This window comes from Lentibacillus sp. Marseille-P4043, from assembly GCF_900258515.1.
Classification (GTDB): Bacteria; Bacillota; Bacilli; order Bacillales; family Amphibacillaceae; genus Lentibacillus_C.
Map to the genome: position 1 here is coordinate 3,081,648 of NZ_LT984884.1, position 19,738 is coordinate 3,101,385.

Sequence of the window (19,738 nt, forward strand, 5' to 3'; positions counted from 1 at the left end):
CATTAATACCTCGGCTTTCTAGATTGAATTTCTTCATAAAAATTCACATAGTGTTCATACCTGAATAAAGGAATATCACCGGTTTCAACAGCCTGTTTTACTGCGCATTTCGGTTCTTTATAATGCTTACACCCGCGAAATTTGCAGTTTTCTTCCCGTTCTCGTATTTCTGGAAAACAATCGGCTAACATATCTAAATCTACCTCATTAAAATCAAGTGAACTAAACCCTGGGGTATCAGCAACCAACCCCCCGTTTACTTCAACCAACTCTACGTGTCTTGTCGTGTGTTTTCCTCGCCCTAAACTTTTAGAGATATCTGCCGTTTTCAACAGCAGGGATGGTTTTAGCGCATTTAATAAAGATGATTTTCCCACACCAGACTGGCCAGCAATAACGGTTACTTGTTTTGCAAAATAGTCGATTAAATTCGCTAAGCCCTCCGGTTGTTTTGCCGATAGTAATTCTACTGAATAGCCAATCTGCTGGTAGTGCTTTTGATAACTTTCGATTCTTTCTTTCTCTTCATCAGCGATTGCATCCATTTTTGTAATAAAAATTACTGGTTCAATCCTTTTTGATTCAATCAAAACAAGAAACCTGTCAAGCAATAATGGATTGAAATCGGGCATGATGGCAGAACTCACGATAATCGCCTGGTCAATATTGGCAATGGGAGGACGGATTAATTGGTTCTCCCTTGACTTAATTTCCTGGATATATCCTTCATCCGGATTGCTTTTATCAAACGATACAAAATCTCCAACAAGTGGTGTAATGTTTTTATTACGAAAAACACCACGCCCCCTGCATTGATATACTTTACCTTCTGATTGAACATAATAAAATCCGCTCAACGCTTTAATAATTCTGCCATCCGCCATTTATTCACCCTCTTCATATGAAACCGTTTTGTCAATTACTACGTCATCATCACGAATTACTTTATATTCCGCATTCTGATCCGGTGCTATCGTTAATGTTATCGTAAATTCCGTGTCTTTCGTTATCGTTTCTTGTTCTGCTACATCAGATATAGAACGATTCGCATCCTCAATATAAATTTTTACAGTTTGTTCCTTTGGTTGTTCTTGAGTTTCATCAGCTGGTTGATCTGGGTTATATGCCACATTAAATGAAATCGTTTTTGATGCTGGTGGCTTTTCTTTTGGACCTGTCGAAATATATACATCAACCGTTGATCCTTCCTCTAATTTCGTATTCGGTTCCGGATCCTGTTTTATAACTTCTCCTTCAGTCGTGCTGTCCGAATGCTCTTCAATGACATTTATCTTAAAGTTTTGTTCATCAAGATATGCCTTCGCCTCGTCCTCTGTCATGCCCTTTAGATTGTTAAGAGATGCTAATTCCGGTCCATTACTGATTTCAAAAATAACTCTCGTTTCACCGGGGATAACTTCTGAATCTGGTGTCGGCTGGATTTGTGTAATGATTTGACCTGCTGGTTTATCCGAGTATTTCTTATAGGAAATAACTTCCTGATATTCCTCATCCTCCAGTAACCGTTTTACTTGACTAAAATCTTTGCCAACATAATCAGAAAAAGTTATCTTTTCCTTTCCTTGACTGACAAAAACCGTAACAGTTGAATCCTCTTTTACTGTTTTTCCGACACGAGGATCTGTTTTAACAACAATTCCTTCCTCAACATCTTCTGAATAAATCATTTCTTTTTCGCTTTTTAAATTTAATTTCTCTAATTTATCCACGGCATCATCGTATTCCATATCAACAACATCAGGAACATCTACATCTTTAGGTTGCAAAACCCCTGGAATGATAAAAAGTGCTGCTACGCCAGATGCCAGCAATATGAAAAGGATGACCGCAATAATGATCCACTTTTTCTTCTTGCTTTTGCCCTTATTCTTGTTCTTACTTTTATTTTTATTTTTCTTGTTTTTTTTAGGTTTTTTGACTGCATCTTCATTGTACTTTTTCGTATTTCCGTTTGTTTGGTGGACAATTGTATCCTGATTAGCAGGAAAATGTTGCAGTTGATCATCTGTAATAATTGGGATTGCCTTTGTTTCTTCCCCGACTTCAACTGGCGGTGTATATCTATCCTCATTTATCTTATCTGGGTCTAAAGCCGATTCAAGTGCATCTTCCATATCGTAGACAGTATCATACCGATTCAATGGATCCTTTGTTGTTGCTTTTAGTACGATGTTTTCAACGCTTTGTGGAACATCCTGATTAAAACGTCTTACGGATGGTGTATCACTTTGCAGATGCTTTAAAGCGATTGAAACCGGAGATTGCCCTGAAAATGGGAGCCTGCCTGTTAATAGTTCAAACAGTACAATTCCTAACGAATAAATATCCGACTTCTTAGTGGCCATACCTCCACGAGCTTGTTCTGGAGAAAGATAATGGACAGACCCTAATATTGAATTCGTCTGAGTCAATGATGTAGCACTAAGCGCAACGGCAATACCGAAATCCGTTACCTTGATTTGTCCATATGTATCAATTAAAATATTCTGTGGTTTAATATCACGGTGAACAATATCATTTGCATGTGCATGCGCAATTGCCGAACCAATTTGTTTCATAATATCTAATGCTTTTTCAACTTCAATTGGTCCGTATTTCTGTATGTATTCTTTCAATGTCATCCCATCGACATATTCCATTACCATATATAAAATATTATCCTCTTCACCAACATCGTAAATATTTACAATGTTTGGATGGGAAAGGCTCGTCGCTGACTGAGCTTCTCGATCAAAGCGGGCGATAAATTCCTCATCATTTGCATACTCAAGCCGTAAAACCTTTATTGCTACATCCCGATCCAGTATGATATCGTTCGCTAAATAGACGTTGGCCATTCCACCGCCACCGATAGTTCCTTTAATCCGATAACGTTCATTCAATAGGTGCCCTTCTAACACGGAATTTCACCTTCTTCCTGAGGAACGTCATGTTGGACAAGTATAAGTGAAATATTATCTTCGCCGCCTAGTTCATTCGCTAAATGAATCAACTGTTGTCCTTTTTCCTCCATATCCTGTTGACTTTGAATACGCTCACCCAACTCGTCATCTGTTAATTTATCGGTTAACCCATCGGTACACAATAATAAAATATTCCCGGAATCCCATTCAAGGCTTCGAATGTCTGATTCAACATACTCTTCTGTTCCGACGGCTTTCAATACAACATTTTTTCTAGGATGATGTTGTGCATCCTCTTTTGTAATTTGACCAGATTGAACAAGCGCATTTACCAATGAATGGTCTTCTGTTAGTTGATTAAAGCCATTTTCATTTACAAGATAGCAACGGCTGTCCCCAACATGTGCAATGGTGATAAATTCATCAGTACAGATCGCAATTACAATTGTCGTACCCATTCCTTGACATTCTTCATTGTTTGATGCGTATTCAAATAATGCTTTATTCATTTCTTGGATGGAGTCTCTAAGCCAATTTTCGATTTCATCTGGTGTTTGAAGCTGATTACTTTGCTCCCATTTTTCCTTAATGAGAGTCGTGGCCATTTGACTAGCAACATCACCAGCTTTATGCCCACCCATACCATCAGCAATAATCGCTAAAAATTGACCATAACGGTTATGGTAAATCCCCCCGGAATCTTCGTTATGGTTTCTAATTTTACCACGATCTGTAAAAAATTTACTTTTCATTCTTTCACCCCTTAAAAACCTCGTTACCTCTCCAGTCATTACCTACATTATGACATGAAATAACCATGAAAAGAACGTTTTTTGTCACTTTTTTCTAAACCGTGTAAGGAAAAATCCATCCGTTTGAAATGTTTGCGGAAAAATCTGTAAACCATAGTCCGTTTTCCCTGGTGATTGATTTAAATCAGGCGGTAACCCCTCAAAAAAAGCTTGATCAATTTTATAATCAGTTTGTTGTTGTAAAAATGCTTTCACAACACCATCATTTTCTTCTTGGTCAACTGTACAAGTACTATATATCAATAAACCACCTTTTTTCAATAGTGGCGCAACATGTTGCAAAATATCGCTTTGAATTTGAGCTAATCGTCCAATATCTGCTTCACTTTTATTGTATTTAATCTCCGGTTTACCACGTATAACACCCAAGCCTGAGCATGGTGCATCAACAAGAATCCGATCAAAGCTCCCTTTTTCGTGAATAGTTTGTAGCTTTCTTGCATCTGCCTGATTCGCAATGATGTTGGACAAACTGAGATCCAATCCTTTTTTTTCGATCATTTTTGCTTTCTTCGAATGAAGGTCGTATGCATGTATTGTCCCTTGATTTTCCATTTTTTCAGCAATATGTGTTGCCTTTCCACCTGGTGCACTACATGCATCCAAAACTTGCATACCTGGTTCTACATCGAACATTTCAGCAACAAGCATCGAACTTTGATCTTGAATCGTGATGTAACCATCGTTAAACAAGTCTGTTTTTAAAATATTCCCCTTATCAACAATAATACCTTGATTTGAAAAGTCTGATGTTCTTACTTCCAGCCCTTGCTCACGCAAAATATTTATCGCCTCTTGTCGGGAAATTTTTAATGGTTGTACACGAATAGCTAATGGCTTTCGCATTAAATTTGCTTCACACATCTCCGTAGTAATCTGTTCCCCATACATGGTCAGCCAACGATTCACAAGCCACTCCGGATGACTTGTTTCAATTGATAGTCGTACAGCCGTGTCCTTAATTGCTGTTGTTTCCGGAACCCCATTACGCTGCACGCTTCTTAGCACACCATTTACAAACGAAGCGATTCCCTTATGCCCTTTGTGTTTCGCAATTTCAACTGCCTCATGAATGATTGCATGATCTGGGATCTTATCTAAGAAAACCATTTGATAAACAGACATCCGTAATAGCATCCGTACCCAGGGCGCTACTTTTTTCTGAGAATCGACAAAGGAATTCAAATAAAAATCCAATGTCAATTTGCGTTGAAACGTTCCATAGACAATTTCAGTTAATAGCCCCTCATCTTTCGGACTAACTTTACCTGTTTTAAGCTGATAGTTAATTAATAAGTGGCTATAGGCTCCGTCTTTCTCCATTCTTACTAAAATATCGACAATTGTTGCTCTTAAATCATTACTCATCTATCAATCACCCATTTTCATTCCTGGTTTGATCCGATCCGGTGAACCATGCAAATATTGCTTAACTGTCATTCGTTTTTTGCCTGCTGGTTGAATTTCTTTGATTCGTAAACCTTGGTGATTTCCACAGATTACGGTAAATGCTTCCTCATCAATTTCTATAATCTCACCAGGTATTCCGTCATATGTTTTATTATCGACTTCTCCCCACCATATCTTCATTGGTTTATTTTGATAGGTTGTAAAAGCAACAGGCCAAGGATTTAGTCCTCTAATTTGGTTGTAAATATCAATGTTATGATTATTCCAGTCAATTTTCTCCTGTTCGCGTTTAATATTGGCTGCAAATGTTGCTTCTTGGTCATTTTGTTTAATTGGTGTAATAGAATGTGCTGCTAGTTTGGGCAATGTTTCCAGTAATAAATCAGCACCCGCTTGGGATAGTTTATCATGTAGTAACCCAACAGTATCATCTTTAGCAATTGGCACTTTTGCTTGCGTTAAAATATCTCCGGCATCTAATTTCTCTACCATATACATAATGGTTACACCAGTTTCTTGCTTTCCTTGCAAAATAGCATAATGGATTGGTGCACCACCACGAAGTTCCGGTAACAGGGATGCATGAACATTAATACACCCATATTCTGGCGCTGTTAACAACTCTACAGGCAATATTTGCCCGTACGCTGCCGTAATAATTAAATCCGGCTTATAATCAATTATTTTTTGATAATCATTCTTTAGTTTTTCAGGTTGAAAGACTGGGATATTGAGCCCTTCCGCAGCTTCCTTCACAGGTGGCGGTGTTAGCACCTTCTTTCTTCCTTTTGGTCGATCTGGCTGTGTAACGGCTAACACTACATTATAATTAGCCTCTATTAGAGCTTGTAGAATAGGTACTGAAAAATCCGGTGTCCCCATAAATACAATTCGTTCCATCTAAATCCCTACTTCCTACATCAATTGATATGGTTGCATGTCTACTGTAATCAGTAAATCATCTTTCCTGACATCTTCATCAAATTGTTGAATTATTTTTTTGATTAGTTTTCTTAATTGCGGTTCATGCTTGTATTTTATCATGCATTGATAGCGATATCTATCCTTCACACGCGTGATGGGCGACGGGGTCGGTCCTAACACAACCGTATTGTTACTGACATGATTCATCAGTAATTGCACAATCTTTTGCGTCGTTTGAACAGCTTTCACCTGATTCTCATGTGAAATCGTCATTAAAACTAAATAGACATATGGTGGATATTGAAACGTTTTTCGTGTATTCATTTCCGTTAAATAAAATTGAGAATAATCATACGTACTTGCAAGCTCAATACTATAATGATCTGGTGTATAGGTCTGAACGATGACTTCACCGGGTAATTCATGTCTACCTGCTCTACCACTTACCTGTGTTAATAGTTGGAAAGTCTTTTCAGATGCCCGGAAATCAGGCAAATGTAACATGGAATCAGCGGTTAATACACCAACTAGTGTGACATTCTCAAAATCAAGACCTTTCGCAATCATTTGTGTCCCCAGCAAAATATCTGCTTCCCGATTGGCAAATTGCTTTAATAGCTTTTCATGCGCACCTTTTCTCCTTGTTGTGTCAACATCCATTCGAATGACACGTGCTTCTGGGATAAGTTGGGTTAATGCCTCCTCCACCCGTTGTGTCCCTGTACCAAAATAACGAATTAAATCACTATTACATTCCGGACAAATCATTGGCATTGGTTCTTCATACGAACAATAATGACATTTTAATTGATTGCTATTCTTGTGGAATGTTAATGCAATATCACAATGCGGACATTCTTTAACATGTCCACAATCACGACACATGACAAATGTTGAGTATCCCCGCCTGTTTAATAGCAATACAACTTGTTCGTTCTTCGCAATACAGTTCTCCATTTTTTCTTTTAAACGTCTTGAAAACATTGTACGATTACCAGCATGAAGTTCGTTACGCATATCGACAATTTGGACTTCGGGCATCCCTTTATCGTTCGTTCGTTTTGTCAAAGTAGCTAATTGATAAACACCTTTTTGTGCCCTTGCATATGACTCTAATGTTGGGGTTGCACTGCCAAGTATAACTGGACATTGGTGGACTTCCCCGCGATAAATTGCTACATCCCTGGCATGATAACGTGGTTGATCTTCTTGTTTATAACTATTTTCATGTTCTTCATCGATAATAATAATACCAATATTTTCAAATGGAGCGAAAATGGCTGACCTAGCGCCAACAACTACTTGTACTTCCTTTCGATGGATGCGTCGCCATTCATCATACTTTTCTCCACTCGATAAAGCACTATGCAACACAGCCACATTTGAACCAAATCTTCCTTTAAAACGATGTACCATTTGGGGTGTGAGAGAAATTTCCGGAACTAGCACGATTGCTTCTTCCCCATTTTGAATCACATCTTGTATCGCCTGTAAATAAATCTCTGTCTTCCCACTACCCGTTACACCATGTAAGAGAAAGACATCATGTTGTCCTTGTGAAATCTTCTGTTTAATCGGATTAATTGCCTGTTGTTGTTGTTCAGTAAGTTCCAATGCATTTGTTTTTGCAATCGCATCATCATCATATGGGTTACGAAACACTTCAACTTTCGATGATGCCAGCAAACCCCTATCAATTAATTTTTTAATCGTCGGTTGTGTTGTCTCTAAATAACGAATTAATTTAGGCTGTTCAATTGGGTCAGGATATTCAATAAAAAAACCTAACAGTTCCCGTTGTTTTTTTGCATTTTTTGCTACATCATATAATGCTTCTTCAAGTAAATACGTCTCTTTCGCTGGCTGTACCATCGTAACGTACTTTTTTGTTATTTTCGATTTCACAAGATAGTTAACGGCAACATCGCCATCTTGAATTGCTTTTTGTACATGGTAATAACGAATAGACCTATTTGCCAGCTCTTCATATGGAATGGAATCACGTCCAGCGAAAACCATTTCTAAATCGTCTGACAACCGTTCTTCCGTCAACCGAACAAGTTCTTTTTTATATTGAGATTTTAATACTTGTGGCAGCATTGCTTGGTATGAGGTGATATACAAGCTTAATGTCTGATCTGCGAGCCATTTTCCAAGTTTTAGTAATTCATCTGTTAAAACTGGTGTTAAATCCAATACATCAATGATCTTTTTTAGCCCTTTGTGTGTTGACTCCGAAATCAGTTCAACAACAAAACCCATAATTTTTCGAGGCCCAAATGGCACGATTACTCGCATTCCCTTTGTGATCACCTGCTGGAAGTGATCCGGGATTAGATAATCAAAAGTCTGATTAATTGAACTGGCCGGAACATCTACAATAACTTTTGCTATTTTCACTTCGCTTCATCCTTCATATCACGGTGAATTAACGTCAGTATCTTTTCAGCCATTTCCTGTTTTGTTGATAAGGCAAGTTCAGTTGATTGTAAATCTTTATTTAAATATGTAGCCACATTCATATCTCCACCAAATCCTGCACCTTCTGTTGAAACATCATTGATGACAATGGCATCCAGTTGTTTTTTTTGTAATTTGTTTTTGCCATAATCTAAGACATTTGTCGTTTCCGCAGCGAATCCTACTAAAAATTGATGGGTCTTCACTTCTCCTAGCGACTGTAAAATATCTCTCGTTCGTTCCATTTCAATCTGCCAGGTGCCTTCCTGTTTTTTCATTTTTTCTTGAAAAACCTGTTTTGGCCGGTAATCGGCAACTGCTGCAGCCTTTATAACAATATCGCTTTCTAAGAAATAGTGATTCATTGCCTCATACATTTCCTCTGCTGTTGTTACATCAATTCTACGTACATTGTTTTTAGACAGTTCAAGGTTAGTTGGGCCAGATACAAGCGTAACTTCCGCTCCAAAGTTAGCGGCAGCTTCAGCCAATGCAAATCCCATTTTGCCTGTTGAACGATTGGTGAAAAATCTTACTGGATCAATTTGTTCACGCGTCGGGCCTGCTGAAACTAATACTTTTTTTCCTGTTAAAATAGAACTTTTCGCTTGGTGCTGTTGAACCACTTTAACTATTTGCTCTGGTTCCTCTAGTCGGCCTTTGCCAACATAACCACACGCTAAATAACCTGCACCAGGTTCAATAAAATGATACCCCCATTTTTCCAATTGCTGCATATTTTGAATAACAGCAGGATGTGCATACATATGAACATTCATTGCCGGAGCAACATATATGCTAGCTTGGGTAGCCAATAAGGTTGTGGAAAGCATATCATCGGCAATCCCACCAGCAATTTTCCCAATAATGTTTGCTGTCGCCGGAGCGATAATCACAATATCTGCCCAGTCCGCTACATCGATATGAGCAATTTTCTTCGTATCCTTCTCGTCGAATGTATCAATATAAACGGGATTCCTTGATAACGCTTGAAATGTTAATGGGGAAACGAATTTAGCAGCGTTCTCTGTCATCATTACTTTCACATTGGCACCCGCTTGGGTCAGTTTACTTGTTAATGCACATGCCTTATATACTGCAATTCCACCAGAAACCCCTAAAAGAATATTTTTATTTTCAACCATCTGATTGTCCCCTTTCAGGTTGCATACTCTAATCATACATAATGGATGGATTATAAAACAAATAATACCCTCGCAAATTAGGAAGGCGAGGGTATTCTATGCTTTTGAAAAGCTAAGAAAGTATAAAATTTGGCTTTAATTTGCTTTTGGCATAACGAGCCACGTCCAGCTCCAGCGCCCAGCGACTAGCGCGACTTCCCTCACCTCCTGCCCCACACGAGGTGGGGTAGTTCGACGTTGCCACAGGACGTGGCGTTCTTAGTCGAGCTTCCTTATCGGTTCAAGTATAAAGGAAGGCCGACTAAAACCGGACTTTGCGTCCAACGTCGGCATACCCCTTTTTTAGTGGCATGTTTCCTTTATCTCCTACGGTAGGAATGTTCGGTTAAGATCGCTGCTTTGCGCAGCAACACTGAACCACCCTGCTTGGCAGGGCGCAGTCCGTACGTCGCTACCCGGTCGCTTGCGCTTTTGTTCTGAAATTATTCTTTCACAAACAATTTTTCTGCTTGTATTTCTTCAAGTGCCATACCAACAAATTTAGCTGACTTTGGATTTTCAACCTGGCAATTCTTTTTCTGACGCATCTCTCTTGCCCGTCTGGCTGATAGTGTAACAAGTGTATATTTAGATCTGATTTTTTCCTGTAATGCATCAATTGATGGATCAAGCATCATTTTCTATCATCCTCCAATAGTTGTTTATATTGTCTCTCAATCCGTTCCCGTTTACAGTGCTCGCTTTGAATAATGGATTGAACTTTGGCAACTGCATGTTCTACACGGTCATTCACAACAACATAATCATATGCATCCATCATTTCAATTTCTTTTCGCGCCTCTTTTAACCGGTTTAAGACTAAGTCCTGTGATTCAGTACCACGGCTGACAATACGGTTTTTCAATTCTTCCAAACTAGGTGGGAACAAAAAGATAAACACACCTTCCGGGAAGTTTTCCTTGACTTGTAATGCACCCTGTACTTCGATTTCTAAAAACACATCATGTCCGGCCGCTAGTGTTTCCTCAACATATTTTCGTGGTGTTCCATAATAATTATTTACATATTTAGCGTATTCTAATAGCTGATTTTGCTCAATTAAAGCTTCAAATTCTTCATTTGTTTTATAAAAATAATCAACACCATTTGTTTCGCCAGGTCTGATATCCCTTGTCGTCATGGAAATAGAATACCGTAAATCAGTATCGTGCGCAAATAATTCTTTCCTTACCGTTCCTTTCCCGACACCGGAAGGACCGGAAAGAACAAATAAAATCCCTTTCTCCTCGATCAAAACATTTCCTCCTACTATTCATCCGAATCTTCTTCATGACTCAATACACGTTGCCCTACCGTTTCTGGTTGGACTGCAGATAGTACAACATGATCGCTATCTGTAATAATTACTGCTCTTGTTCTACGTCCATATGTTGCATCTACTAGTTTATTATTATCACGTGCAACAGTAATTATCCGTTTTATTGGTGCGGATTCTGGTGAGACAATAGAAATAATTCTATTGGCTGAAACCACGTTGCCAAATCCGATGTTAATTAATCGTAAACTCAATAGTTAGTTCCCCCTTAAAATTCAAAAACCACTCATCTGTATCTAGTTCATTCTATTATAAGGAAAAAGAAATACAAAATACAAGCTATTACTCTATATTTTGAACTTGTTCTTTGATTTTCTCAAGCTCACTTTTCAACGAAACGATCCATTCGCTAATTTTTACATCGGTGGATTTAGAGCCAATTGTATTTGTTTCGCGATGCATTTCCTGAAGGATGAAGTCTAATTTTCTACCGATTTGCTCATCCTTTTTTATTATAGCAAAAAAATGATCAATATGACTAAGTAACCTTGTTATTTCTTCTGTAATATCGCCTTTTTCTGCTAAAAGCGCAATTTCTTGATACATATGACTACTATCAACATCGATCATGTCAGCTAAATAATCGTTGACACGCGTTTTAATCCGTTCCCGGTATTCGTGAACTACATTTGCTCGGCGTGTTTTTAATAAAGACACAACTTCCTGAATGGATTCCATTCTATCTGTTATATCCGCAAGAAGTTTTTCCCCTTCTGCCTCACGCATCTTTTGAACATGTTCGCAAGCAGTATGAAGGCCGGCTATGATCACTTCAACTTGTTGTTCAGATTGTTCTTCCATTTGTTGGATTGAAAACAAGTCTGGCATCTGTGAAAGAACAGTCATTGGAATATCACCAGTTATTTGATAGCGCTCCTTCACTTGCTTAAGTTGTTCCACATATTGGTCCAACAACTTCCAATCTGTTTCTAGTCTCTTCTTAACAAAACCCTCACCATCAATCCGTATGAGTATTTCAATTCGTCCTCTTCCAAAATAGGACCTGACAACTTCTTTCATCTTTTCTTCCAAGAATAAAAAAGTCGATGGAATCTTCGTATGAAAATCTAGAAACCTGTGATTAACACTCCTAATTTCGACTGTTACTATCGTATTTTCGATATAGATCACTTCTCTGCCATACCCTGTCATGCTTCTTGCCATACTTACCACATCCGTTCAATTTGCTACATGCATTTCCTTATTATAACAGTGATAAGAAGAAAAATAAAAACTTCCTCCTTGGGTAAAGAGGAAGCCTGGAAGTTTTTACTTTTTTGTAAAGCCAAACAAAACAGTTGGTAACGAACTAAGTACGATGATTAACATCCAATCACGCAAACTTAAAAAAGTTGTATGAAAAACCGGCTGTAATGGTTCGAAATAGATAGCGACAAGCAATAACAGTAAAGAAGAGAGAACGGCTAACACTAAATAAATATTCTCAAATGGATTACGAGCAAAAACCGAATGATCACTGCGGCAATCAAATACGTGAATGAGCTGAGCCATTACTAACGTCGTAAATGCAACTGTTTGACCATAAATCAAATTGTCCGGATTATTTTGATAGGACAGGATAAAAGCGATTAACGTCACTAATCCAATTAATATGCCTCGACTAACAATTTTAAACCCAAGACCACGTGCGAAAACACCTTCTCTTGGATTTCTTGGCGCCCGTCGCATCACATCTTCCTCCGGCTTGTCCAGACCGAGAGCCATTGCTGGAAGACCATCCGTAACTAAATTAACCCATAATATCTGTACTGGTACGAGTGGAAGCGGCAATGCAAGTAACATGGCAAACAACATGACCAAAATTTCACCTACATTGGAAGCTAACAAATAGCGGATAAATTTACGAATGTTTTCATAAATATTTCGTCCTTCATTGATCGCTGCTTTAATTGTTGCAAAGTTATCATCCATTAATATTAAGGAGGAAGCTTCTTTTGTTACATCTGTACCACTTCGCCCCATACTAATACCAATATCACTTGCTTTAATTGCCGGAGCATCGTTCACACCATCACCGGTCATTGCCACGATATGCCCTTTTGCTTGAAAGGCATTGACAATTTTCAACTTATGTTCAGGTGTTACACGAGCAAAAACATAAACGCGATCAATAATTTCCTGTAATTCTTCTGTTGACATTTGATTTAGTTGACTTCCATCTAACACCAAACCATTTTCTGGTAACAGTTGCAAATTCATTGCTATTGCTCTAGCGGTTTTAACATGATCCCCTGTAATCATCACCGTCTTAATCCCGGCCTGTCTACATTCTGCAATTGCTGCTTTAACTTCTTTTCTTGGAGGATCGATCATTCCGTATAACCCAATAAAAGTTAAGTCGTTCTCTAAAAATGTAGATTCAAGTGTGTCTTGACTCGATAAAGGTTTTATACCAATAGCAATGGTTCGTAATGCTTTTTCTCCCATTTGATTGATAGCCTGATCAATCTTTCCTTTCTCTGCTGCTTTCATTAACTTCCTTCCACTATTCTCCATTACAAATGAAGTTCGTGGTAGTAACACGTCTGGTGCACCTTTTGTAATCACAAAACGACGCTTGTTTTCATCTTCCACAATTACACTCATTCGTTTACGATCTGAATCAAAGGGTATTTCCTTGACAATTCGATATTGGCCATGATCTGGTTTAAGACCGATTTTTCGTGCAGCAACTAATAACGCTCCGTCTGTAGGATCACCATCAACATAATACTTTCCCTTTTTGATTTTCAATTCCGCATGATTACAAAGCATGCCATATAAAAGCATCGATTCTAAATTTGGAAATTTATCATTAACCTTTTCTTTATCACGAAAATAATCACCACGAATATCATAACCGTCACCGGTGACATATAAATGTTCCCCATTTAAAAAGAGTTCTTTTACCGTCATTTGGTTTTCCGTCATTGTCCCTGTTTTGTCGGAACAAATTACAGAAGCGCTACCAAGCGTTTCAACAGCCGATAGTTTTCGGACGATTGCTTTTTTCCGTATCATCCGCTGGACACCTAACGATAATGCAACAGTTACAATTGCCGGTAACCCTTCCGGAATTGCTGCAACTGCAAGCGATACACCAGCTAAAAACATATTGTAAACCGGATGGCCTTGATAAACGCCGACAACAACAACTAATGCCGTTAATGCCAATGCGACAAAAATTAGGATTTTACCTAATTCGGCAAGTTTATTTTCTAAAGGAGTAATAATTTTCTTCGTTTTAACCATTAATGAGGCTATCTGTCCCATTACCGTATTCATGCCTGTTCCTACAACAATCCCCTTACCGGCTCCTCTTGTAACCAATGTTCCCATAAACGCCATATTCACTTGATCTTGTGGGTCAAGGTGATCACGCGATATTGACGAAGCGTGTTTCATAACCGGTAATGATTCGCCTGTTAGTGCGGACTCTTCCGTTTCCATGCTATTTGATTGGATAATCCGAATATCGGCCGGAATTCGATCTCCACTAGAAACACGAATAACATCACCTGCGACAATTTCTTGCGACGGGACTTTTTCCCACTCTCCATCACGTAAAACTGTGGCAACTGGTGCCGATAACTCCTTTAATTTAGCTAGCGATTTTTCAGCTTTTTGTTCCTGGAAATAACCGATGAACCCGTTCACAATAACGATAACCATTATCGCTATAGCATCAACAAATTCACCTAACAAACCCGCTATTAATGTTGCCGCAAGTAAAACGAGCACCATAAAGTCTTGAAATTGTTTTAAAAACAGCAACCATCTGGACGTACCCTTTTCTTCTTCCAGTACGTTTGGACCAAGTTGCTTTAAGCGCTCGTCAGCTTGTTTGCCAGGTAAACCTTTGTCTGCTGCCACATTTAGCTTTTGTTCAACATGATCTACATCTAATTGATACCATCTCATCTGAGCATTCCTCCAAATTCACCTGCACACTTTTTTTACACATTGGTTGAACATGTCAATCCTTTATTCATTTCTATGCAGACTCGTCCTAAAAAATGCTATAATTGCTTGAAGAGGTGATCGTATGCCATTTGATGGAATTGTTACTCGTGCAGTGACAGAAGAATTAAAGAACAATATACTCCCAGGAAAAATCACAAAAATTTATCAGCCAACAGCAACTGAACTTGTTTTAACGGTCCGGAGTCAGGGAGAAAACCACTCGTTATTATTATCCATTCACCCAACATATGCCCGTTTTCACGTCACAGCTGATGATTATAAAAATCCAACAGAGCCACCAATGTTTTGTATGCTCCTTCGTAAACATTTATCCGGAGCTATAATTGAGTCGGTTGAACAATTTGGAATGGAACGAATTGTAACGTTCACAGTTAAAACGCGAAATGAAATTGGAGACATCGCGTACAAAACACTAGTTATCGAGTTAATGGGAAAACATAGTAATGTGATGCTGGTTGATCAGGAAAAAGGACATATCATTGATAGTCTGAAACATGTCCCGATAGCACAAAATCGTTATCGAACCATTTTGCCTGGACATGATTACAAGTTGCCGCCTAGTCAAGGTAAATTAAACCCACTAGAAATAGATGGACAGGAATTGATAAAAAAACTAGATTTTAACGCTGGCAAAATTGAAAACCAAATTGTCCAAACGTTACTTGGTGTTTCACCACTTGTTGCTAAAGAAATTGCATATCGAGCGAATCTTGGTTCAGCAGCTATGTATGGTGAGAAATTTATGGAACTACAGAAATTAATCAGAGCCAATACTTATACACCTGTTATTTACCAAGGCAAAAAAGAAGACTTCCATGTTTTGCCAATTACTTTACTACAAAATGAACAACAGCCTTTTTCATCAACCAATATGATGCTTGATCAATTTTATTCAGGAAAAGCAGAACGTGATCGAGTGAAACAACAAGCGAAAGATTTGTATCGGTTTATTAAAAAAGAAAAAGACAAAAATGAACGCAAACTAAAAAAACACAAAAAAACAGTCAAAAAGGCTGAAGGGGCGGAGAAGTTCCAGCGGCTCGGTGAATTATTGATAGCAAACATGCATACGGTAAAACTTGGTGATGCAACTGCTGAAGTAATCGATTATTATGATCCTGAACAAAATAGCATTACCATTGAGTTAAATCCCAATAAAACACCAAGTGAAAATGCCCAAGGTTTCTTTAAAACGTATCAAAAGTTAAAAACATCTAAACAGATGGTCGAGAAGGAAATTGCTAAAACAAATGAAGAAATTACTTATTTGGACCAGCTTTTACAACAAATTGATGTAGCTCGCGAGGCTGATATAGAAGAAATACGCGATGAACTCCGTGATGAAGGATATCTGAAAAAACAGCGGCACCGCAAAAAGCAGAAAAAACAAACAAAACCAAATCCAGAACAATACCTTGCCTCAGACGGAACATTAATTCTGGTCGGAAAAAATAATAAACAAAATGAATATGTAACAATGAAGATCGCACACCGTGATGATATATGGTTGCACACGAAAGACATCCCTGGATCACACGTCATCATTCGTGACCGGGAGCCTAGTGAAGATACTTTGTTAGAAGCAGCAACACTGGCAGCCTATTTCAGTAAATCACAGCAATCTTCATCCGTGCCTGTGGATTATACAAAAATACGTCATGTGAAAAAACCAAATGGCGCCAAGCCCGGATATGTTACCTATGATAATCAAAAAACAGTTTTTGTCACCCCTAATAAACAAACAGTTGATAAATTAAGAAATAAAAACGGATGATTCGTCGTTAGAATCATCCGTTTTTTTATGGTAAGGGATTATAAAATTTGGCTCTAATTTGTTTCGAACTGGAATAGCCACGTTCAACTCCTACACTGCTTTTGGATTCAATTTTACGTCAATATTTCCCCGTGTAGCTTTTGAATATGGGCATGCTTGATGAGCATCTTCCGCTAATTGTTGGGCATCTTCGGGATTCACGCCTTGTATTTCAATATTCAGTGTAACGGCAATCTTAAATCCATCATCTTCCGGGTCCTTGCAAAAGCTTACTTCTGCATTTGTTTCCGAATCTATTTTTTTATGTTGTTGAGATGCTACTAGATTTAATGCACCATCAAAACATGCAGAATACGCTGCAGCAAAAAGCTGTTCCGGATTTGATCCTTTAGCTACCTGATTATTTGCCGGGTTAACAAGTTTAAGATCAATTAAACCATCATCAGATTTAACATGACCATCTCGTCCATTTTTTGCAGTTGCACTTGACGTAAAAATTACATTACTCATACTAGGAACACTCCTTTACAGTTATATAAAGCTGTATTCAAAAAGATTGCTGTTTTTTTACATAGTAGATATAAACTGCGCACTAATTACCGTTACGGAAATACACTTCGCTTTCCGGGGGCTCGCGATGAGCCTCCACGTGAGAAAACCACTCACTTTGGTGTCTCATCGTCTTCGCTTTCCCCCAGGAGTCTACGTGTATTTCCTCCACTGGTGTTGTGATTTAAAAACTCATTACATTCAGCTTTTGCTTGAGTGAATTTCTGTCCAAGGGTGAAAAAGCCTTGTGTAACGTTTAGAATCCATGGCTTTTCCCCTGTCGATAATCAGAGCACAACTACCAGCGGAGGCAGAATACGTAGACTCCTTGAAAATACAGTTCGATTTTCTGCGTGCGATGTAACGCTGCCGAAGCATTCCTTGTCCTGCGGGAACAGCACGAGTCTGAAGACCCCGCAGGAAGTGGTTTTCTTCCGAGGAGGCTGAAGCCGTGCCCGCGGAAAGCGAAGTATTCTGCCGGAGCGGAATTCAGGCATTGCATCATCATTGTTACGAAAGGAAATTTCACTGTGTCGCAGTTTACATCAACTACGAAATTAAAAAGCAACAAACATTATGAAAAGAGCCTTATATGATTGTTTGTTCCTTTATTTTCATGTAATTAAACTTAAAGAAATGTTTTGGCGATGATCGTTTCAATAAAACGGTCAACCTGGGGTAATTTGCGAACACCCTCCTGATAGCAAACCCATGTATCCCTTGTTACATTTTCACCATTCAATTTTAGCGGAACATGTGGATATTCATCCATCATTTTATCGGAGACACTTTCTGGTAATACCGCCATACCTAGTCCCTCTTTCATAAACTGTTTACACGTCTCGATCTGATCAACTGTAATCGTCTTTAACGGTTTAATTTGCTCCTGATGGTGAAAAAGCCAATTATCTACTGATTCATGCATGCTATCATCACTTTTGAACGAAATTAATGGTCTTTCTTTTACGTTATCTTTAGGAAAAGGTTCCGTATCAAATATATACAATGGATCGTTAAATAACGGTTTGCATGTAGACTCTTTAAACGTTTCGCCACGAATGATACAGACATGATAATTTTTATGTTTTCGTTTAATATCTTCACTTAGCCCTGTTTCAAGATCAATAGCTACTTTGGGATAACTTTGTGTGAATTCTGCCAAAATAGCCGGTAAAAATCGTTGACTAATCAGAGATGAGCAAGCAATCGAGATAGTTCCTTGCACATCTTCACTTGATTGAGCCAACTGATTTTTTAAGAATTCCTCCCGTTCCATCACTTTTTTCGCGTGCTCCATAATCAATTCTCCAGCAGGCGTTAAAACTAAGCTCTTGGAAGTACGAATAAAGATAGTCTGACCGAAATATTCCTCAATAAACTTAAGCCGTTGCGTAACAGCCGGCTGTGATATTAGGATTGCTTTTGCTGTTCCACGTATTGTGCCAATCTCATTTAATTTTAATAATAAAGCATAGTCATCAATTTTCATTACCATACCTCCTATTCGATAAGTATTTATTATTACTTATGATTATAAACTAATATTTTACTTATTGCACTTCGAAGCATATGATACCAATTAAGAAGTATCTTTTGGAGGTGAAACTTTTGAAAGAAAAGGATTATGTGAAACAGGTTTTTGCAAAAAATAAGGAGGCATATGTAAGTAGTTCAACACATGCAAACGGAAACGATTTAGCAGTGATGATCGAATGACTTGATACTAAATCAACGATGAAAGTACTCGATATTGCCACTGGGGGAGGGCATGTCGCAAAACAATTGGCGAAACATGTAAACGAGGTAATAGCAACAGACCTTACAAAAGAAATGTTGGAGAACACCGCAAAACATCTAAAGGCCTATCAGAATATTTCTTACGCAGTTGCCGATGCCGAAAATTTACCATTTCATGATAGCATGTTCGATATTATAACGTGCAGGATTGCAGCACATCATTTTCCCAATCCAGAAAAATTTATTTCAGAAGTGAAGCGCGTTCTAAAACCTGACGGGCAATTTCTTTTTATCGATAACATTGCACCAGAAGACAATGCTTTAGACCAGTTTAATAATACTTTAGAAAAAATGCGTGATTATAGTCATGTCCGATCGCGTTTAGTTTCAGAATGGAAGAAAATCTTTCGCGATAACGATTTGACAATCATGAAAGAGATGACACGAAAGAAAACATTACCTTACAAAGAGTGGGTTAGAAGAACGGTGGACAATCAGGAGAAGATAAATGGAATAACACAATATATACTAAATTCATCTGATGAGGTACAATACTACTTCCAGGTGAAAATGGAAAACAATGATATCCAATCCTTTGCTATAGATGAGTGGATGGTATTGGCCAAGTAAACGTCAAACGGCAA

Annotated in this window: 16 protein-coding genes; 2 read left to right on the forward strand and 14 right to left on the reverse strand. The window is 38.3% G+C overall.

Features of this window, described 5'->3' with window-relative positions; all coding sequences use genetic code 11:
* Nucleotides 1-2: 2 nt before the first annotated feature.
* The 12 genes from rsgA to C8270_RS15370 form a co-directional block, all read right to left on the reverse strand.
* The gene (rsgA, locus tag C8270_RS15315) at nucleotides 3-884 is read right to left on the reverse strand and encodes a ribosome small subunit-dependent GTPase A (protein ID WP_106497668.1); all 882 of its coding nucleotides are present in this window, start codon (nucleotides 882-884) and stop codon (nucleotides 3-5) included.
* Nucleotides 885-2,921, reverse strand: a complete 2,037-nt coding sequence (gene pknB, locus C8270_RS15320) for a Stk1 family PASTA domain-containing Ser/Thr kinase (RefSeq protein WP_106497669.1) — start codon at nucleotides 2,919-2,921, stop codon at nucleotides 885-887.
* Nucleotides 2,915-3,676, reverse strand: coding sequence for a Stp1/IreP family PP2C-type Ser/Thr phosphatase (locus C8270_RS15325; protein WP_106497670.1), 762 nt, complete (start codon nucleotides 3,674-3,676; stop codon nucleotides 2,915-2,917). The genes pknB and C8270_RS15325 overlap by 7 nt, the downstream gene beginning before the upstream one ends.
* A gap of 84 nt (nucleotides 3,677-3,760) precedes the next feature.
* Nucleotides 3,761-5,104, reverse strand: a complete 1,344-nt coding sequence (gene rsmB, locus C8270_RS15330) for a 16S rRNA (cytosine(967)-C(5))-methyltransferase RsmB (protein WP_106497671.1) — start codon at nucleotides 5,102-5,104, stop codon at nucleotides 3,761-3,763.
* A gap of 3 nt (nucleotides 5,105-5,107) precedes the next feature.
* The gene (gene fmt / locus C8270_RS15335; RefSeq protein WP_106497672.1) at nucleotides 5,108-6,046 is read right to left on the reverse strand and encodes a methionyl-tRNA formyltransferase; all 939 of its coding nucleotides are present in this window, start codon (nucleotides 6,044-6,046) and stop codon (nucleotides 5,108-5,110) included.
* A gap of 15 nt (nucleotides 6,047-6,061) precedes the next feature.
* Nucleotides 6,062-8,470, reverse strand: coding sequence for a primosomal protein N' (priA, locus tag C8270_RS15340; RefSeq protein ID WP_106497673.1), 2,409 nt, complete (start codon nucleotides 8,468-8,470; stop codon nucleotides 6,062-6,064).
* Nucleotides 8,467-9,675 carry a bifunctional phosphopantothenoylcysteine decarboxylase/phosphopantothenate--cysteine ligase CoaBC gene (gene coaBC, locus C8270_RS15345; RefSeq protein WP_106497674.1) on the reverse strand — a complete coding sequence of 403 codons (1,209 nt, stop codon included), beginning with the start codon at nucleotides 9,673-9,675 and terminating at the stop codon, nucleotides 8,467-8,469. Before coaBC ends, priA begins: the two co-directional genes overlap by 4 nt.
* Before the next feature lie 482 nt (nucleotides 9,676-10,157).
* A complete protein-coding gene (gene rpoZ / locus C8270_RS15350) occupies nucleotides 10,158-10,352 on the reverse strand; it encodes a DNA-directed RNA polymerase subunit omega (RefSeq protein WP_325034787.1) in 195 nt (64 codons plus the stop codon).
* A complete protein-coding gene (gmk, locus tag C8270_RS15355) occupies nucleotides 10,349-10,969 on the reverse strand; it encodes a guanylate kinase (protein WP_106497675.1) in 621 nt (206 codons plus the stop codon). Before gmk ends, rpoZ begins: the two co-directional genes overlap by 4 nt.
* Nucleotides 10,970-10,983: 14 nt before the next feature.
* Nucleotides 10,984-11,244, reverse strand: a complete 261-nt coding sequence (gene remA, locus C8270_RS15360) for an extracellular matrix/biofilm regulator RemA (RefSeq protein ID WP_088050122.1) — start codon at nucleotides 11,242-11,244, stop codon at nucleotides 10,984-10,986.
* An 88-nt stretch (nucleotides 11,245-11,332) separates the two neighbouring features.
* Nucleotides 11,333-12,214 (reverse strand): YicC/YloC family endoribonuclease, encoded by an 882-nt coding sequence (locus tag C8270_RS15365; protein ID WP_106497676.1) that lies wholly within the window; start codon nucleotides 12,212-12,214, stop codon nucleotides 11,333-11,335.
* 105 nt (nucleotides 12,215-12,319) lie between these two features.
* Nucleotides 12,320-14,971, reverse strand: a complete 2,652-nt coding sequence (locus C8270_RS15370; protein WP_106497677.1) for a calcium-translocating P-type ATPase, SERCA-type — start codon at nucleotides 14,969-14,971, stop codon at nucleotides 12,320-12,322.
* Nucleotides 14,972-15,095: 124 nt separating this feature from the next.
* Between C8270_RS15370 and C8270_RS15375 the strand changes: the two genes are divergently transcribed.
* Nucleotides 15,096-16,808, forward strand: coding sequence for an Rqc2 family fibronectin-binding protein (locus C8270_RS15375; protein ID WP_106497678.1), 1,713 nt, complete (start codon nucleotides 15,096-15,098; stop codon nucleotides 16,806-16,808).
* 90 nt (nucleotides 16,809-16,898) lie between these two features.
* Here C8270_RS15375 and C8270_RS15380 read toward each other — a convergent pair whose 3' ends face one another.
* Together C8270_RS15380 and C8270_RS15385 are read right to left on the reverse strand one after the other, a co-directional pair.
* A complete protein-coding gene (locus tag C8270_RS15380; protein ID WP_106497679.1) occupies nucleotides 16,899-17,318 on the reverse strand; it encodes an organic hydroperoxide resistance protein in 420 nt (139 codons plus the stop codon).
* Between the two features lie 667 nt (nucleotides 17,319-17,985).
* Nucleotides 17,986-18,846, reverse strand: coding sequence for a LysR family transcriptional regulator (locus tag C8270_RS15385; protein WP_106497680.1), 861 nt, complete (start codon nucleotides 18,844-18,846; stop codon nucleotides 17,986-17,988).
* Nucleotides 18,847-19,091: 245 nt separating this feature from the next.
* On the opposite strand from C8270_RS15385, the gene C8270_RS15390 reads away from it, so the two are divergent.
* Entirely contained in the window at nucleotides 19,092-19,724 is a 633-nt protein-coding gene (locus tag C8270_RS15390) for a class I SAM-dependent methyltransferase (protein ID WP_325034788.1), read from the forward strand.
* Nucleotides 19,725-19,738 lie beyond the last annotated feature (14 nt).

Coding starts and splice junctions, on each gene's coding strand:
- C8270_RS15365 (WP_106497676.1), bottom strand. CDS start 12,214: ATGGCAAGAAGCATGACAGGGTATGGCAGAGAAGTGATCTATATCGAA.
- C8270_RS15380 (WP_106497679.1), bottom strand. CDS start 17,318: ATGAGTAATGTAATTTTTACGTCAAGTGCAACTGCAAAAAATGGACGA.
- C8270_RS15325 (WP_106497670.1), bottom strand. CDS start 3,676: ATGAAAAGTAAATTTTTTACAGATCGTGGTAAAATTAGAAACCATAAC.
- C8270_RS15390 (WP_325034788.1), top strand. CDS start 19,092: ATGAAAGTACTCGATATTGCCACTGGGGGAGGGCATGTCGCAAAACAA.
- C8270_RS15385 (WP_106497680.1), bottom strand. CDS start 18,846: ATGAAAATTGATGACTATGCTTTATTATTAAAATTAAATGAGATTGGC.
- rsgA (WP_106497668.1), bottom strand. CDS start 884: ATGGCGGATGGCAGAATTATTAAAGCGTTGAGCGGATTTTATTATGTT.
- coaBC (WP_106497674.1), bottom strand. CDS start 9,675: ATGGTTGAAAATAAAAATATTCTTTTAGGGGTTTCTGGTGGAATTGCA.
- fmt (WP_106497672.1), bottom strand. CDS start 6,046: ATGGAACGAATTGTATTTATGGGGACACCGGATTTTTCAGTACCTATT.
- C8270_RS15375 (WP_106497678.1), top strand. CDS start 15,096: ATGCCATTTGATGGAATTGTTACTCGTGCAGTGACAGAAGAATTAAAG.
- rpoZ (WP_325034787.1), bottom strand. CDS start 10,352: ATGATGCTTGATCCATCAATTGATGCATTACAGGAAAAAATCAGATCT.
- rsmB (WP_106497671.1), bottom strand. CDS start 5,104: ATGAGTAATGATTTAAGAGCAACAATTGTCGATATTTTAGTAAGAATG.
- C8270_RS15370 (WP_106497677.1), bottom strand. CDS start 14,971: ATGAGATGGTATCAATTAGATGTAGATCATGTTGAACAAAAGCTAAAT.